The sequence below is a fragment of the Paenibacillus sp. 8b26 genome, from assembly GCF_050626875.1.
Taxonomy (GTDB): Bacteria; Bacillota; Bacilli; order Paenibacillales; family Paenibacillaceae; genus Paenibacillus.
This window is the reverse complement of sequence record NZ_CP192445.1, coordinates 2,854,477-2,871,310: the sequence shown is the minus strand read 5'-3', so window position 1 is coordinate 2,871,310 and position 16,834 is coordinate 2,854,477. Positions and strand designations below refer to the sequence as shown.

The following is a 16,834-nucleotide window of genomic DNA, read 5'->3' as shown; positions in this document are numbered from 1 at the left end:
TGATCAGCTCATATTTATTCTTAGAGAGCTACATCAGGATGTTGTTTATATCAGGGGAACAGGGCCCGACAAATCATTTTATACTTTTATTATATTAAATTGAAAATATTTCAAAAACAATGTGTTCACAAATTTTATACAATTATTTCAAAAAAAGTATAGAAGTCCAATGGAAAACTAATTATATTGGAAAAGAAATGAAAAATATATAAAAAATGAGGTGAGTCAAATTGTTCGATCCTGTTAACCAAGCAGCTGAAGGTAGTGTTTCTCCTATGTCATGTGTTTTTTGTGATACACGTGATCGTTGTGTAGGTTGTGATGCTACCGATTGGTATTGTAGCAAAGAAAGTGGTCATTGGTGTACTAATAATGATAGCGATTAATTGAAGTAACACTCGCAACGATAGGGCTTTCAAACACAGGTAGTCAATTAGGAGGTCTGGGAACTAATTTTCTTGGACTTCCTCCTATTTTGTAACTTTGAGAGGATGATTAATAGTGATTAGTGCTCCATTTGAAAAAAATCCCGTCAAAATCATAGAACAAAATGAAAATTTATACTTATACAATATAAAAACAAATGGGCTTTTTCAGATTGATGATGTCGTAGTAGATATATGTAATAGCGAAGGTAAGGAAATTGAAGAAATATATGAATTACTTAAGCATCGTTCTAGTAGAGAAGAGGTAGATAGGTTATTAGCCAGTCTGGAGGAAGCATCGGTTATATATAATAAAGATTTGTCTATTCAAAAGGAATGTAAAAGTTGCAATGATGAGCAAGTAAGTCTATCATCTATAATCCTTATGCTGGTTCAAGAGTGTAATCTAAGATGCTCTTACTGTTATGGAGGAGACGGGGAATATAATGATCGAGGACGGATGGACACAGAGACCGCATTAAAAGCAGTTGATTATCTGTTTAATCATTCTGGCGAAGAAGAAGAACTGAATATTTGCTTTTTTGGAGGGGAGCCACTTCTGAACATTGAAGTTATTAAAGAAGTTGTGGCCTACACTAAGCTAAAACAAGAAAAATCAAATAAACGTGTTACATACAGTATGACAACGAACGGCACCTTGATTTCCAAAGAAATTGAAAACTTCTTATTAGATCATCATGTTTCTATTCAGATAAGTCTAGATGGTGATCAAATGACGCACGATTTCAATCGATATTATCAGAACAGAAAAGGTACCTATGAAATCATTTTAGATAGAACAGAAAGTTTAAGAAAAAAAGGTGTTATAACAGCAAGAGCTACGATTTCACCAGTACAATTGGATATAACACGTACACTTACACATTTAATGGGGATTGGTATTCGCCATGTTGCGATGTATCCTGCAGTCGAGATGCTTAGTGAGGAAGACTTTGAGAAGTATGCACAAGAATTCACCAAATTGGTTGTGCATTTTGAATCTTTGCTTCAGGCTAAAAAATATGGGGAAGCACGTCAAATATCGAACATTCTAAAATACTTGAAGATGATTCATTCTTCTTCTAAGCGAGATTATTTTTGTGGGGCGGTCTCGCATATGCTTGCCGTTGATGTGCATGGTAATCTTTATCCTTGTCAACGATTTGTTAATGAAAAGAATTATTCTTTAGGGAATGTAAGAGAAGGGGTGGATGTAAGAAAGAAGAGTGGCATGCTTAGTGAGATGCGTTTAGAGAAGAGAACTGTATGCGGAGAATGTTGGGCTAAGAATCTATGTGGTGGAGGTTGTCCTCAAGAAAATATGGTGCTTAGTGGTTCGATTAATGAGCCAGTGGATAGATATTGTAATTTTACTCGCAGTGCAATAATGGATTGTATGAAATTGTATTTACGATTAACTAAAGAAGACAAGAAAAACCTGTTCTCTGCTAAGCGGCAGCAAGAACAACTATTGGAGGATGTGTCATTTGACTATTGATATTCGAGGTTTATGTAAGTCATATGGTTCTCACCAAGTGCTTAACGAGCTTCATTTTCACATTGATAATGGTATATTCGGACTGCTCGGAGACAATGGGGCAGGTAAGACCACTTTAATGAAAATTCTTGCCACTTTACTTGGATTCGACCGAGGGGAAGTTGAAATATTCGGTCATTCTTTGAAAAAAGAACCGGATGCTATTCGTTCTTTACTGGGGTACTTGCCACAGCATTTTGATTTTTTTCCAAATGTAACGATTTTGGAATCTATGAACTATTTTGCGGCTTTAAAAGGTATTCAAGGTAAGCGTCATATTCAAGAGGAGACATCACAGCGATTAATTGAGGTGGGACTTATCGATCAAGTTCATAAAAAAATAAAACAGCTGTCTGGGGGAATGAAGCAGCGCTTAGGAATTGCCCAAGCTATGTTAGGACAGCCTAAGTTGTTAATTGTTGATGAGCCGACAGTTGGACTGGACCCCAAAGAACGAATTGCTTTTCGAAACTTGCTTCAGAATTATGGAGAAGACCGGATTATATTGTTATCTACTCATATTGTTCCTGACGTTTCGAGTACATGTGATAAACTACTCATTTTAAAGGAAGGCCGTTGTCTGTATCAAGGGGCTATAGACGATATGATTCGAACTGTTGAAGGTAAAGTATGGTTGGCTGATGTTGGTAAGCGTCAATTGGAACAATTAAGCCAACAAGCTCGAATTACCTCCATTGTGCGGAAGGAAGGAAGAATTCAGGCTCGCTTATTGTGTAACCGCCCTCCAGATTGCTGTACAGAAGTCACACCCGAAACGGCTAATCTTGAGGATGCGTATCTATACATTTCCGATCCGGAGGAGAGTTAACAGAATGGGACAAGTAATCAGAGCCCTGGTTCAATTTGAAGTTTTGCTTATGAAAAAAAGTGTAGTGTTTTTTATAGCACTAACGTTCTCTTGTTTTTTAATTCCTTTATTTTTATATCTAGGAGCAGGGGATAAGAATAACGAGTTATGGATATTTTTGCATCATGGACAAATGTTCTTTACCATATTACTAATGCCGTTAATGTATTCTGTTCTTTATGATGTCGAGAAGCAAAAAATGATCTCTTCTGTTATTATGCCTAAATTGCATAAAGGAGCCCAATATTTTTATTGTAAGAGTTGTGTATTATGGGGAGTGGTTTGCTTATTTCAGTTTGTCGCTTTAGCTATGATTTGCGTAGTTCAATGGACGACTCATGGTAAGGCTCCATTCTTGACACTGCTTCCTCTAACAGCAGCGAGTGTGGCAACTATAGGTTTTTCTGTTCAAGTCACCGTCATATTGAACCTGCTATTACGTAAACAACTGTATGTGAACATTATAATGCTCGTCTACCTTTTAACCAGTATTACTATCAATTTTCCCTACATTTCCATCTGGTTTAATCCAGATTGGATTATTTCCAATTTCTTTACACGGTCGTTTGCTTTCGGGCGAATATTCCTATTTTTGCTTATGTGGGTATTGATGAAAGTCAGTAATCAACTATGGATGGCGAGGGTACAAGAATGAATGGAATTATAGTTCGTTTCTGGCTACAGCTTTTACTCCGAAGAGAACAAGCAGTAACCTTGCTCGTTTCCTTAAGTGTGGTTATTTTATTCAATTTATTTATGCATGAAGGTATCGCAATAACTTATAGTGTTAATTTGTTGTTTGTGGCTTTTTTTTCTTTACAGATTGCGAGTATACATAATCGTAATCATACAGAGCCGTTTATATATATTTCTGTTTTTCCTAATTACCGTCTAATTACTTACCAGCTTTATGTTTCTTTAATTCTTTCGTTTCCTCTCTTGCTCATGATGGTAGGACTTTTATGGAAATCATTCGCTGATGTATCATTATGGAATTTGGTTATCATTGTATTTTTTTCTAGTGTTTTTTCGTCGATGTTGGGTCTCTTGTTGGGGCAGGTAGTAAAGCATTATGGGTTGGCTTTCACTTTTCTCATTGCTTTTTACCTTCCTATAGGTTTAGTTTCCTGGTCTTTTAATGAAAAGTTTCGTTACATATCTCCTGTGGTGAATATATTCAACCCCTATATGATCAACTGGCGAAATCTCTTTGGACTCTTAGGCTGTAGTTTATTATTTTACGGATTAGGCACATTCTTATCCAGTCGGCGCGGAGGCGGCAAAAAGTCTATAATCCCTTGGATCAGTACGGCCCTTGCTTGTAGTCTACTGATTGGCGTATGGGGATATGAGAGGCTATTTAATGAGAATGTACAGACATCGTCGTTTCAAAAAATAACAGTGGGACAAACACAAGTAGAGTATAAGGGGATTAGTTCGTACCAGGCGAAGCAATTTGCCACCCTCTTTGAAACGCTGTATCAAGTGGCTAAGAAAAAGGAGACACACCCGGTTCGCTATACCTTGGAAATCACCCGAATGCACTCCATGTCATCGTTCGAGCCGAAAATAATAGTGCAAAATCATAATAAACTTCAAATTAATATTTATTCAAATAAGCTTTTAGAGTTCAATTTCGGGATGGATTGGGCGAGTAAGTGGATTGATTACATTTTGCCGCAATCAACCCACTTGTCCAATGAGCAAGTTGACGCTTTTAAACACCTCAAAAGTGACATTGTTATGGAAGTTAGGAAAAAAAATCCAGGAAATGTCTATACACTTCAGGGTGACTGAGAGCTAAAATAGCGAGATTTCGTGAAGAACCGATAATAGTAGATATAAAAGAAAGGGATGGAATGCATGAAACGTGAGGCGGACCATTTGAATATAAGAGCTATATTTCATTCATTCCAATATTGGCCGAAGTTATCTAAATTATTATGGAGTACAGAACCTACCTATTTTATTATCATCATTATTGGTTACCTTCTAAAAGGAATACTCCCGATTGCCAACCTTCTTTCCATACAGTATTTGGTTTCTGAAATAGAGACTAGATCATTATCGCATACGCTTCAAATAAGCGCAGTGTTCCCCTTAATTCTCGTGATGTTTTGTGGTCTGCTCATTTCAAGTTTAATTGAGTATTCTGACAAACTATTCCAGATCGCTCTGATAAATCAATTACAAACATTAATAGTATTACAAACATCAACATTTAATCTTGCGGATTTTGAAAATCCGCAAGTACATAATCAGCTCAAAAGAGTACAGAACGACTCGATAGATAGGCCTATCCAGATCTATAAAGAACTCATTAATTTCTTAAGTTCCATGGTCACGTTATGCTCTAGCATTGCCATTTTAATAGCGTTCAGATGGTGGATTTTACTCATTCTCATCGTTTCCCCACTAGCATCCTTTTATTCTTTACTGAGGTTCACACAAATCCAATATGTAGCCAAGAAGAAACGGGCTCCTTTACAACGCAAATCCAGGTATATAAATTACTTGTTAACTAATGAAAAGTCTTTTAAAGAAATCGTATTGTATCAACTTAGTGATTACTTTACAGCAAAATATAAGAGCATTTTTGATATTTTCTATAAAGAGGATAAGTATTTAGCAAAAAAACGTATCAATTTATATTTGTCTTTTCAAGTAATAAGTACATTATTTATAGCCATTGCTTTGATAATGATCATACAAATATCATGGCAAGAAAAATTACTTGTTGGCAGTATTTATGCATTAGTTCAAGCAGTATTATTAACTAATCAAAATATAAATACGGTATCTCAAGGGTTGATTTCATTGTGTGATCATAATCTGTATCTAGATGAATTATTCGCTTTTTTTAACATAAATCATAAACAAGAGAATTCTGGTATGCTGCTAAAAGAATCAGGTGTACGAGCTGATGCAACAATAGAATGCATAGAATTTAAAAATGTTTCATTTGCCTACCCAGATCAAAAAGAATTAGCTCTCAAAGATGTAAGCTTTAAAATGAAGCGTGGAGAATCCCTTGCTCTAGTTGGCAGAAACGGGTCAGGAAAGACAACAGTAATAAAACTTTTAACGGGATTATATGAAGATTTTAAAGGAGATATTTTAATCAATTCTATCTCGATTCGGAATTATAACAAAGAAACGCTTTACGACAGAATAGGCGTTATATTTCAAGATTTTGTTCAATTCGATTTTTCAGTAAGAGAAAATATAGGCTTTGGCAGTATAGAACATCTTGAACTTGATACTAGGATATGGGAATCAGCACAACATACAGGAGTAGATAAGGTAATACGAGATTTGCCTAATCAATTGGAACAACAGCTAGGAAGGAATTTTGAAGGAGGCATACAGCTTTCTGGAGGGCAATGGCAAAAAATAGCGATATCCAGGGCGCTCTTCAAAGATGCTGACGTTTATGTATTAGATGAGCCTAGTTCATTTCTTGATCCAGAATCAGAAAAACAAGTATTTCGCCAATTTCAAAATTTTGTAAATGATAGACTGTGCCTCTACATTTCTCATCGCTATACCTCTGTTTTATATGCAGATAAAATTTTAGTTCTGGACAAGGGCCAGATTGTAGAAGAAGGAGCCCACCAAGAACTAATTAAAAGTCGAGGGCTTTACTATGACTTATTTTCTGATGAAATTAATACATTCCAAGAAGCGCTAGTTACTAATGATGCACGCTAACTGTGTATAGAGATTCCGCCAAACAGTTGGATTGCGAACAATAATGTTTTTACCTTACGAGAAGTATACTATGTAGAGTATCTCGTGAATACTAATCAAAGTCACAATAAAAACAGCGGAGCTTCTCTTTGAAAGAGGGGCTCCGCTGTTTTTGCTTTACATAGACATATTTAGCTTCTTCGCTAAAGTGAATGTTAGAGTGTCTGTTTAATAGAGAAAGTGTCCATACTGTCTAGTAATAATAGGAAGAGGACGGGATGGAACATGTGGACCCCATTAAGCAAAAAGGATAATCTAATGAATGATGTGTTCAAGTTCATGTTAGACCATGAAGAACCCTGGAAATTAGCTGATATTGAGTATGACCCGCAAGAAGAAGCTTGGCACTTATTTATTGATTTTGAACGAGGGGCCCTGTTTGCCTGTCCGCATTGTGGAGCACCTTGCAAGGCCTACGATGCAGAGAAAAAACAGTGGCGCCATCTCGATATTTGGAAATGGAAAACCTATTTACATGCCCGGGTTCCCCGAACAGACTGCAAACAATGTAATAAAATCACGTTGATTCCCGTGAAGTGGTCCCGGCCGTTGTCGCATTTCACCTTGGATTTTGAGGCCTGGGCCATGCGTTTAATGGCTGAAATGCCCGTCAACGCAGCAGCGCGTGAATTACGAGAGCATGACACACGCATGTGGCGAATTTTTCATCACTACGTCAATCGAGCCATGAACGAACTGGACGTCAGCTTAGTTCGGCGGATCGCCATCGACGAAACGTCCTCGCGTCGGGGTCACCGCTACATTACCTTGTTTGTGGATGTGGACACCAAAACGGTACTTTTTGCAACCGAAGGAAAAGGCAAAGATACCTTAGCGCGTTTCAACCAGTATTTACTACAAAAAGGGGTAGAATCAGCACAAATACAGGAAATCTGCTGCGATATGTCTCCCGCCTTTATTCGAGGTATTGAAGAGCAGTTCCCCACAGCCGAAATTACCTTTGATAAGTTCCACGTCATGAAGATGGTGAATGAAGCCGTGGATGAGGTGCGTAAAGCCGAGCAGAAAGAAGAACCTGGGCTCAAGCGAACCAAATATCTATGGTTAAAGAACAAAACGAACTTGAAGGCAGAGCAGCGAGATACCTTGGAAAGCCTGAAGGACAAAAACCTAAAAACAGTCAGAGCCTACCGCTTAAAATTAGCCATGCAGGAACTATGGACCACCCCCCACGTCTTTACTGACGTCTATTTACGGGAGTGGTTAGGCTGGGCTAGGCGCTCACAGTTGGGAGCGATGATGGATCTGGCGAAGACCGTGAAACAACATGAAGAAGGCATTCTGCGTTGGTTTCACAGCCGGATGACCAATGGTCTGCTTGAAGGCATAAATCGATTAGTGCAAGCAGCCAAACGAAAAGCACGTGGGTACAGAAACGTCCATAATCTAATAGCTATGGTCTACATGACCGCGAATAAATATCGGCTTCCAGCACTTGCAGCACACAGGCCCTAAACCCATCTTTACCCCGTTCCCTTTATACCATTTCTTTAAGAATCTACTGAAACAAGCTTGACTATGAACGCATGAGCAACAGCGGACAACCATAGAGGTTGGGAAATACATAGAGCAAACGGAGAGTATAACCGATACCCTCATTTTATTGGGGCACATGGATGCGGTTACCCTTCGGCAAGTGAGTCAATTGGCTATTCAGTACGGTAAGCATGTGGTTTATGCAGGTGAATGGCAGTGCGATATCCCCACGATGGGCTTTTTCTCCCGTCAATTGCGCTTATGGCATGGAGAGGTCGGCCTACAGAGAGAACTGGAGAAGTATAAGGAAGGAGAGTCTCTTGAAATTCCGTTTGTCGCTATTTATTATGACGGGGAAATGGACATATTTTATTTTCTGCATTTGCTGAAAATGTCTTTTGTCCGGGATGGATATCATTGTTGGGTTGCAATGGATCAGTCCAGAGCTGTATTGCATGATATGGAATACATTTGCTTTTCTCGTACTGTAAATAGAATGGAGGAGCTTGTATGCTGTTGTAATAAGACCGCCTCCATGGCTCATGCGGATGTTGTTATTCTTTGTCTGGAGGCCCGTCAGGGTTTGGATGGGTTGAGGAAACAGAACTCACCGGATACAGAGCTGGAGCTTTGGTTGCAAACAACTGAAGGATCAGAAGCTATCCGAATTTCTATAGTAAGTAATAATAAACTTCTGGAGAAAAGGACGCTCCAAGGTTTAAATGTGGAGGCTATAGACGCTCTGTATAAATATATAGAGTATGTGCTGGTCAATTAATATATTTTTATCAGAATTAAGGGGATGTTTAGTTCTCATATCAAAATAACTACAGGTTAAATAAAAAGAGAGCACCAGCCTAAAGGTACTCTCAGTCAATTAACATTCCTATTATTTGGGTAATATTTTCTATAATTGAATGGATTTAATTTCTTGTTCAGTTAATCCGGTAGCCTTTGCAATAGTTGCTATGTCCAGACCCATGGAAAGCATATTTTTGGCGATATTCTTTTTCTCATCTTCTTTACCTTTGGTTAAACCTTTCTCCAAACCTTTCGTCATACCGACGGATTCTGCTCTATCGAGCATGGACGCTTCATCGTGTAGGTATTTCTGCCGAGCTTCATACAAACGTCTTGCTTCCGAATCTTGACTCGAAAATTGCAGCGTGTCCATGGCTTTTTCCAATCCTGGTTCGTTCATTTTTAAAACCTCCCATTTGGATGGATCTGCGCCTTTGAGAAACAACAGCCAGTTGATAAGCCCTCCCTCTTCGAAGGATGCGGTTTGCTCATCCAGCTTGAGCAGTTCCAGAAAGTGTACTTCAATATCATCAATAAGTGATATCCCTGTGCGGTCCTCGCGTAAATGAAACACATTGTGGTATTCATCGTTAGGTAAAAAAGAATAGTTGAGGATGTTAATGGTCACACATTTTTTTAGTTCCTGATATTTTTCGCCCTCATGAAGCTGTCCCGCATATCGCTTACTCCAATAGAACAACGTCCGCTTCTCAATATCGTATTTGTTGAAAAGCTGCATTTCGATATCAATTAGTTTGCCCTCTGCGGTCTTGGCATAGACATCAAAAATGGATTGTTTGTCAAGCGGGTCATCTTTATCCGTATAGGGATTCATTAAAATAATTTCGGTTAATTCTTCTTCTCCGGCTTCCATGAATATACGATTGAGAAACGCCAGCAAAACGTCTTTATTATTCTCACTACCGAAAATCCTTTTAAACACAAAGTCTACTCGCGGATCAAGCAACTCCATGATGACCAGTTCCCGTTTAGTATTAATTATATCATCTTTTTTAAGATATCAGAATGTCTGAACTTCTTTTCCGAATGATACTGTTTTGGGGCTTCACAACATAATCTTAGGGTAAAAACCAACCTAGGATGTGTTTACATGAATGATAGCTCATTTTCACCCCGACCCTTTGAAAAACCTAATTTTCTGATACTCCTTGTGGATGAGGAACGGTATCCTGCGGTTTATGAAAACCCGGAAATCAAAGAATGGAGTAGACAAAATCTGGTTACACAAGGACTCTTGAGGTCTCACGGGCTGGAGTTTCACAGGCATTATATTGGAAGTGCTGCATGTAGCCCCAGCAGGACAACCTTGTTTACCGGCCATTACCCGTCACTCCATGGTGTCACTCAGACAGACGGGGTGGCCAAGGGAGCATTCGACTCCGATATGTTCTGGCTGGATAGAAACACAGTGCCTACGATGGGAGATTATTTTCGCGCAGCCGGATACCAAACTTATTATAAAGGGAAATGGCATATTTCCGATGAGGATATTATTATCCCGGGCACGCACAAAGCCCTCCCTAGCTATCATCCTCTGACGGGTGTACCCGACAGAAAACGGGAAGACATATATGATCGAGCTGACCGCTTGGACAACTTCGGCTTTTCCGGGTGGATCGGTCCGGAGCCTCATGGGAAAAATCCGCGAAATTCCGCTTCCTCTGCCGCTTTTGGTTTAAGTGGGAGAGACGAGGTATATGCTGCGGAAACCGTTGATCTGATCGACGCGCTTGACCGCCGGAAGGAACATGACAACCGAGCAAAGCCCTGGTTAGTCGTAGCTTCATTTGTGAATCCGCATGATATTGTTTTATATGGTGCTATTACTGCGCGGTTGCCCATGTTTCGATTTGAGGTGGAACCGATGCCAGAAATCACTCCCCCTCCGACCATTAACGAATGGCTGGCTACAAAGCCGCGCTGTCAGGCAAGCTATCGAGATATTTACCCTAGAGCGCTCCAGCCCATTATGGATCAGCCCTTTTACCGCAAGCTGTACTACCAGTTGCAAAAAAATGCAGACCGTCAGATGCTAAAGGTATTTGAAGCACTGACTCGTTCTTCTTTTTACGATAATACCATTGTGATTTTTACATCTGATCATGGAGACCTGCTAGGCGCCCACGGCAATCTTCATCAAAAATTTTACTGTGCCTATGAAGAGATTGTGCATGTGCCTTTGGTCATTCATAACAAACATCTGTTTCCTCAATATAAAAGCGAACATACCCTGACAAACCACGTAGATCTCCTGCCTACCATGCTTGGACTAGCGAATGTTGATATTACTGCGATCCAGAGCCGCCTGCAAAACAGCTTTAGCGAAGCCCGTCCCTTGGTCGGACGTGATCTTACCCCTGTTATTCGCGGACAGAACCACGGGGAGATAGCTGACCAGCCCGTTTATTTTATGACCGACGATGATGTGACCCGAGGACAGCGGCAGATCAATGTACTGGGAGAGGCATATCCATCGGTTATTCAGCCCAATCATGTCGAGACTGTCATTACGACCCTACAAAGAGATGGTGTGAAGGAGCTGTGGAAGTTTACCCGCTATTTTGACAGTACTTCATTCTGGAGTCAGCAGGGGGTGAAGGATGTTACTATGCGATCGGTGGGTGATCATACATGCGGACAATATAATCATTGGGTAACACAGGTCAAAACACAACCGGATCGTGACGAATTTGAATTGTATAACCTAACCCACGACCCTTTGGAAACATGTAACCTTGCTCATCCCGCATTTGCAACGCAGCAGACCAGAAGCGTTCAACAACGGATGATGCATGTACTGGAGGAACAACGTAAACAAAAACGTTTATATCCCGCTCAATCAGGCATGTGGTGAAAAACAAGCGTTTTCCCCCCTTCCGGGTCATCGAAAAAGGATTGGTTTCTAAAAAAAGGGGGATTCACCGTTATATAATTAACATTTATATTAAGTATTTAATATTATCATTGACTATAATTCTTTTTTTATGGTATAGTCGGATTGTGAACAACCACGATTTCGTAATCCTTATGTGAAGCAGACAACATTTTCGTATTCAGGGAGGATGGTTTGGATGGCAGCAGCTATAAAAGCAAAGATGATTGTAGACAAGTCTTTCCGTATTGCTGAAGTCGATAAACGCATTTATGGTTCTTTTGTAGAGCATCTGGGGCGTGCTGTATATGGCGGTATTTATGAACCTACTCATTCAACCAGTGATGAAAGCGGTTTCCGTAATGATGTAAAAGAGCTGGTGAAGCAGCTTGATGTTCCTATTATACGCTATCCGGGAGGTAACTTTGTGTCCGGTTACAATTGGGAAGACGGAGTTGGCCCTGTCGCATCCAGACCTAGACAGCTAGAGCTGGCGTGGAGAACGGTCGAGCCGAATGAAGTGGGTACGAACGAATTTTTCAAATGGGCAAAAGATATCGGCTCAGAGGTCATGATGGCAGTTAACCTGGGTACACGCGGTATTGATGCGGCACGTAATCTGGTGGAATATTGCAACCATCCAAGCGGCTCCTACTGGAGTGATCTGCGTCGCAGTCACGGTGTTGAGCAACCGCACAAGATTAAAACTTGGTGTCTCGGCAATGAAATGGATGGCCCGTGGCAGATCGGACACAAGACAGCGGAAGAGTATGGCCGTCTCGCGGTAGAGTCCGCAAAAGCGATGAAGCTGATTGACCCTGACATTGAGCTTGTAACCTGCGGTAGTTCCAGTTCGACAATGCCGACATTCCCTGAATGGGAAGCAACGACGCTGGATCATACCTATGAGGTAGCCGACTATATTTCTCTGCATCAATACTATGGCAACCACGACAATGATACGGCCAATTATTTGGCACGCTCCATGGATATGGATCATTTTATTCATACGGTTATTTCGACCTGTGACTATATCAAAGCAAAGAAGCGCAGCAAGAAAAAAATGATGCTCAGCTTCGACGAATGGAATGTGTGGTACCACTCCAACGATGCGGACAGCAAAATTGATCCGTGGTCTGTGGCGCCGCCGCAGCTTGAGGATATTTACAACTTCGAGGATGCACTACTGGTGGGAAGTATGCTTATTACGTTCCTGCGTCATGCTGACCGTGTGAAAATGGCTTGCCTTGCCCAATTGGTCAACGTTATTGCGCCAATCATGACTGAAAATAACGGAAAAGCGTGGAAACAGACTATTTTCTATCCGTATCTGCATGCATCCCGTTATGGCCGCGGTGTATCGTTGATGCCGGTAGTAGACTCGGAAAAATACGATTCCAAGGATTTCACAGACATTCCTTATCTGGATAGCGCTGTGGTTTATGATGAAGAGGGAGACGCTCTGACCGTCTTTGCAGTAAACCGCCACTTGTCCGAGTCGCTGGAGCTGACAGTGGATGTGCGTAGCTTCGAAGGCTATCGTATTGTGGAGCATACGGTGCTGGAGCATGACGATCTCAAAGCGACCAACAGCCCGGCAGGAGAAAAGGTTACGCCTCACAACGGCGGGAATGCCAAGCTCGACGATGGTATCGTCAAAGCTCATTTGGGCAAAGCCTCGTGGAACGTAATCCGTCTCGCCAAGTCTCATTAATCCTTTTTCTGCAAAAGGTACAGCCCCGGCTGTACCTGAAAAAGCCCGCATTCTCTCTTGTATGGGTATACAGGAGCAGCTATGCGGGCTTTTTGTATAAAATGAGCCATTTGTCCCTCAGCACTTATAGGGATACAAAAGCAGGCTCATTTTTAAATAAATATTATTTTAATTACTAAATTTAACTAAGCGAAGATGATGCTTATTAACTATACTCTCATATTATATACATTTTTATGAAGTTAATTAGACCCAGTTCCGATCACCCTAGGTGAAAAAAGACCCTGATATTGCGTTGTCAACGTATTGATATCGGAAATGCAGAGTGTGCAATCCGTCTGTAATCCACGTTATAATTTACATGATGGTTTATTCAAAAGCCAAGGATTTCCGTAACATTTATAGAAAGGAATGATCTGTATGAGTCAAACGGACGAATATCGTTTTCAGGTGAACTTGGGCGGTATGATTGATATTTTGGCCAATCATTTATATAGCAGTCCACGCGTATTTATACGTGAGGTACTGCAAAATGCAACAGACGCAATTACGGCTCGTAAGGAGCTAGGGGGGACTGCTGCTGAAGGCAAAGTAACCGTGGAGTTGTCCGGTTCCGGTGAGCAGCAGGTTTTGATGATTCAGGATAACGGCATTGGACTGACGGAAGAGGATATTCACCGCTTTCTGTCGATCATTGGCCAGTCTTCGAAAAAGGGGACGGATTTACTGGCCTCGGAGACATCATTTATCGGGCGATTTGGGATTGGCTTGCTGTCTTGCTTTATGGTGAGCGATGAAATTGTGGTGCTGACCCGCTCGGTGAAGGAAGGCGTTTCCATGGAATGGAGAGGGAAGCCGGACGGAACGTATACGATCCGTCGATTGGAGACGGAACTGCCTGTAGGGACGCAAATTTATTTGCGCTGCAAGCCGGGGAGCGAGTTTTATTACGAGCCAGCGCAGGTGGAGGAGTCTCTATTTTATTATGGGGCATTGCTGCCGTATCCGGTCATGCTGTCTGTAGACGGGGAGACCAAGCGCGTCAATCTTCCATCGACTAGCTGGATGCGGGACCCGGAACAATTGCGCAGTCGACGTGGTGAGGTACTGGAATTGGGCTATCGCCTGATGGGTGAGCGCTTTGGCGATTTTATTCCACTGCGGACGGCATCGGGCAGAACAGGCGGGATTGCATTCATTTTGCCGCGTAGCATTAATCTCAACAGCAAGCGGCTGCATCGGGTGTATCTGAAGCATATGCTGGTGTCCGACAAAGCAGAGAATGTATTGCCGGAGTGGGCTTTTTTCATTAAAAGTCTGATCTGGACAGATGAATTGCAGCCGACGGCATCACGTGAGTATTTTTATGAAAATGAGCAGCTTGACGCTGTTCGTTCTGAACTGGGAACCTGTATTCGGCAAGAGCTGCTACGCATGGCGGAGTATGAGCCGGACCGCTTGCAGCACTGGATTCGTTTGCATGAGCTGTCCATGAAGGCGCTCGCGGTAGAGGATGATGAATTTCTGCGGATTATGCACCGCTGGTTTTCCTTTGAAAGCACGTTTGGGCGGCGTGAGCTGAGTGAATTGATCCGCGAGGCGGGCGGGCGTCCGCTCCATTACACATCGACGGTTGATGAGTATCGCCAGATTACCCATGTGGCGGCGGCGCAATCCATGCTGGTGATCAATGGCGGCTATATTTACGATACGGAAATTTTGGAAAAGCTGCATTGGATCGACCCTGCTCTGCAAGCCGAGCGGCTTAGTCCCGAGGATGTATCTCTTTCATTTACCGGGCTGACGCAGGAAGAGCGCGAGCAGTATTACAGTGTGCTGCGCGTCATGGATGCTGCTTTGCAACCGATGCGCTGCCGTACGGAGTTGAAGCGTTTTGAGCCTGCGAGCCTGCCTGTGCTATATACCATTTCGCAGGATGCGCTAACCTTGCGTTCAATGGAAAACACCGTCGAAGAAACAACGGCGCTTTTTTCCAATGTACTCGATAGTCTGAAAGCCGGGGTCCAGCAGAATGCGGGCTACTCGACCTTATATTTTAATCTGAACAATCCGGTGGTGGCGCGTATTTTTGAGGCTACCGATCCACAGATGATTACGGCTGCAACGGAAATGATGTATGTGAACGCACTTATGATGGGCCATTATCCGATGAATCGCAATGAGTTGGGGCTGATGAATCGGAGCGTGCTGCATTTTATCAATTGGGGATTAGGGAACGGACAAAACACGTAATTGCGTAATTACAGGAGGCTAGTCGAATGGAAGATACGATATATGATTTGATGGAACAGGCGCAGGATCTGCCCGGAGGGGCGGCCAAGCTGGCGATTTTGGAGGAAGCGGCCCGCTTGGCGGATGCTTCTGGTTTGAAAGAAATCGCCTACGAAGTCCGGGGAGAAATTGTGGACTGCGCTATTTTTAATGGATATCCGTTGAAGGCGCTGATCGCTTTTTCGTGGCAACTGGGTCAATTTGATCAAAACCCGGAGGAGTATGAGCCGGATGAGCTGCTGTGGAATTATAAATGGATACTCGGCAAAGTGTGCAGCTTTCCTAATATACCGAAAACCCAGGTGGAGGATCTTGTGGAGGATATGCGCAAACGCTATGCCGAATACGGGTATAATGAGCGTCCATATCATTATTACAAGTTCCGTATCGCGATGGATATGGGAAGGCTGGAGGAAGCACGTCAGCATCTCGATACCTTCCGTTCGATTGAGCGGGATAGCATGAGTGATTGTGAAGCCTGCGAGCAGAGCCAGATCGTGCGGTTTTATTATTTGGCAGGAGAGGACGAGCAGGTGCTTGTGGTGGCGAAACCGATTTTGTCAGGACGAATGACTTGCGCTGAAGTCCCACATGTGACGCTCTCTCAGTTATTATTACCGCTTTATCGTCAGGGAGAAGTGGACAAGGCGAAGGAAAATCATCGTAAAGGATATCGTCTGATTCGGGATGACCGCGATTTTCTGAAAACGATAGCCGAGCATATCGAGTATTTGACAGTCGCGGACCCGGTTAAGGGTATTGAAGTGGCAGAGCGTCATTTGCATATGGCGTTGGACTATGAGAGCGGGCTGGAGCAAATGCATTTCTACGCTGCAATGGTGGGTCTGCTGCAAAAGCTGGATACTTCGGGAGAAAATCGGCTGATCCGTCTGCCTGCTTCTTTGGAGTGGGGCAAAGAGGAGCGTACGCTAACAGAAATCATTGGGTATTTCAGACCACTGGCAGAGTCGGCGGCGGATGCATTCGATCGACGGAACGGGAATACATTTTATACCGACTGGATCGGGAAGATTGTTCAAACGGCGTAGAAGAAGAC

Annotated in this window: 12 protein-coding genes; 11 read left to right on the top strand and 1 reads right to left on the bottom strand. The window is 42.2% G+C overall.

Features of this window, described 5'->3' with window-relative positions:
* The first annotated feature begins 501 nt into the window (after positions 1-501).
* The 7 genes from papB to ACQ4MX_RS13210 all read left to right on the top strand — a co-directional run bounded on the left by papB (position 502) and on the right by ACQ4MX_RS13210 (position 8,855).
* Positions 502-1,923, top strand: coding sequence for a PapB family radical SAM/SPASM ranthipeptide maturase (papB, locus tag ACQ4MX_RS13240; protein WP_431091048.1), 1,422 nt, complete (start codon positions 502-504; stop codon positions 1,921-1,923).
* Complete coding sequence (locus tag ACQ4MX_RS13235; protein ID WP_431091046.1) at positions 1,913-2,791, top strand: ABC transporter ATP-binding protein; 879 nt, start codon at positions 1,913-1,915, stop codon at positions 2,789-2,791. The genes papB and ACQ4MX_RS13235 overlap by 11 nt, the downstream gene beginning before the upstream one ends.
* Before the next feature lie 4 nt (positions 2,792-2,795).
* Positions 2,796-3,485 (top strand): ABC transporter permease, encoded by a 690-nt coding sequence (locus tag ACQ4MX_RS13230; RefSeq protein ID WP_431091045.1) that lies wholly within the window; start codon positions 2,796-2,798, stop codon positions 3,483-3,485.
* Complete coding sequence (locus ACQ4MX_RS13225; protein WP_431091044.1) at positions 3,482-4,627, top strand: hypothetical protein; 1,146 nt, start codon at positions 3,482-3,484, stop codon at positions 4,625-4,627. The genes ACQ4MX_RS13230 and ACQ4MX_RS13225 overlap by 4 nt, the downstream gene beginning before the upstream one ends.
* 66 nt (positions 4,628-4,693) lie before the next feature.
* Positions 4,694-6,541 (top strand): ABC transporter ATP-binding protein, encoded by a 1,848-nt coding sequence (locus tag ACQ4MX_RS13220; protein ID WP_431091043.1) that lies wholly within the window; start codon positions 4,694-4,696, stop codon positions 6,539-6,541.
* Positions 6,542-6,805: 264 nt separating this feature from the next.
* The gene (locus ACQ4MX_RS13215; RefSeq protein ID WP_431091042.1) at positions 6,806-8,056 is read left to right on the top strand and encodes an ISL3 family transposase; all 1,251 of its coding nucleotides are present in this window, start codon (positions 6,806-6,808) and stop codon (positions 8,054-8,056) included.
* Between the two features lie 157 nt (positions 8,057-8,213).
* Positions 8,214-8,855, top strand: a complete 642-nt coding sequence (locus ACQ4MX_RS13210; protein WP_431091041.1) for a hypothetical protein — start codon at positions 8,214-8,216, stop codon at positions 8,853-8,855.
* 129 nt (positions 8,856-8,984) lie between these two features.
* Here the strand turns inward: ACQ4MX_RS13210 and ACQ4MX_RS13205 are convergent, their stop codons facing one another.
* Positions 8,985-9,851, bottom strand: coding sequence for an Rpn family recombination-promoting nuclease/putative transposase (locus ACQ4MX_RS13205; RefSeq protein ID WP_431091040.1), 867 nt, complete (start codon positions 9,849-9,851; stop codon positions 8,985-8,987).
* 138 nt (positions 9,852-9,989) lie between these two features.
* Between ACQ4MX_RS13205 and ACQ4MX_RS13200 the strand changes: the two genes are divergently transcribed.
* From ACQ4MX_RS13200 to ACQ4MX_RS13185, 4 genes are all read left to right on the top strand, one after another.
* On the top strand, positions 9,990-11,753 hold the full coding sequence (locus ACQ4MX_RS13200) for a sulfatase-like hydrolase/transferase (RefSeq protein WP_431091039.1): 1,764 nt from the start codon (positions 9,990-9,992) through the stop codon (positions 11,751-11,753).
* Positions 11,754-11,970: 217 nt separating this feature from the next.
* Complete coding sequence (locus tag ACQ4MX_RS13195; protein ID WP_431091038.1) at positions 11,971-13,485, top strand: alpha-N-arabinofuranosidase; 1,515 nt, start codon at positions 11,971-11,973, stop codon at positions 13,483-13,485.
* A gap of 420 nt (positions 13,486-13,905) precedes the next feature.
* The gene (locus ACQ4MX_RS13190; protein WP_431091036.1) at positions 13,906-15,738 is read left to right on the top strand and encodes an HSP90 family protein; all 1,833 of its coding nucleotides are present in this window, start codon (positions 13,906-13,908) and stop codon (positions 15,736-15,738) included.
* A gap of 26 nt (positions 15,739-15,764) precedes the next feature.
* Positions 15,765-16,826, top strand: coding sequence for a hypothetical protein (locus tag ACQ4MX_RS13185; protein WP_431091035.1), 1,062 nt, complete (start codon positions 15,765-15,767; stop codon positions 16,824-16,826).
* Positions 16,827-16,834: the final 8 nt, after the last annotated feature.

Bases quoted from the DNA above. Each gene is read 5' to 3' on its own strand.
- ACQ4MX_RS13230 (WP_431091045.1), top strand. From the start codon at position 2,796: ATGGGACAAGTAATCAGAGCCCTGGTTCAATTTGAAGTTTTGCTTATG.
- ACQ4MX_RS13225 (WP_431091044.1), top strand. From the start codon at position 3,482: ATGAATGGAATTATAGTTCGTTTCTGGCTACAGCTTTTACTCCGAAGA.
- ACQ4MX_RS13220 (WP_431091043.1), top strand. From the start codon at position 4,694: ATGAAACGTGAGGCGGACCATTTGAATATAAGAGCTATATTTCATTCA.
- ACQ4MX_RS13215 (WP_431091042.1), top strand. From the start codon at position 6,806: ATGTGGACCCCATTAAGCAAAAAGGATAATCTAATGAATGATGTGTTC.
- ACQ4MX_RS13210 (WP_431091041.1), top strand. From the start codon at position 8,214: ATGGATGCGGTTACCCTTCGGCAAGTGAGTCAATTGGCTATTCAGTAC.
- ACQ4MX_RS13205 (WP_431091040.1), bottom strand. From the start codon at position 9,851: ATGGAGTTGCTTGATCCGCGAGTAGACTTTGTGTTTAAAAGGATTTTC.
- ACQ4MX_RS13200 (WP_431091039.1), top strand. From the start codon at position 9,990: ATGAATGATAGCTCATTTTCACCCCGACCCTTTGAAAAACCTAATTTT.
- ACQ4MX_RS13195 (WP_431091038.1), top strand. From the start codon at position 11,971: ATGGCAGCAGCTATAAAAGCAAAGATGATTGTAGACAAGTCTTTCCGT.
- ACQ4MX_RS13190 (WP_431091036.1), top strand. From the start codon at position 13,906: ATGAGTCAAACGGACGAATATCGTTTTCAGGTGAACTTGGGCGGTATG.
- ACQ4MX_RS13185 (WP_431091035.1), top strand. From the start codon at position 15,765: ATGGAAGATACGATATATGATTTGATGGAACAGGCGCAGGATCTGCCC.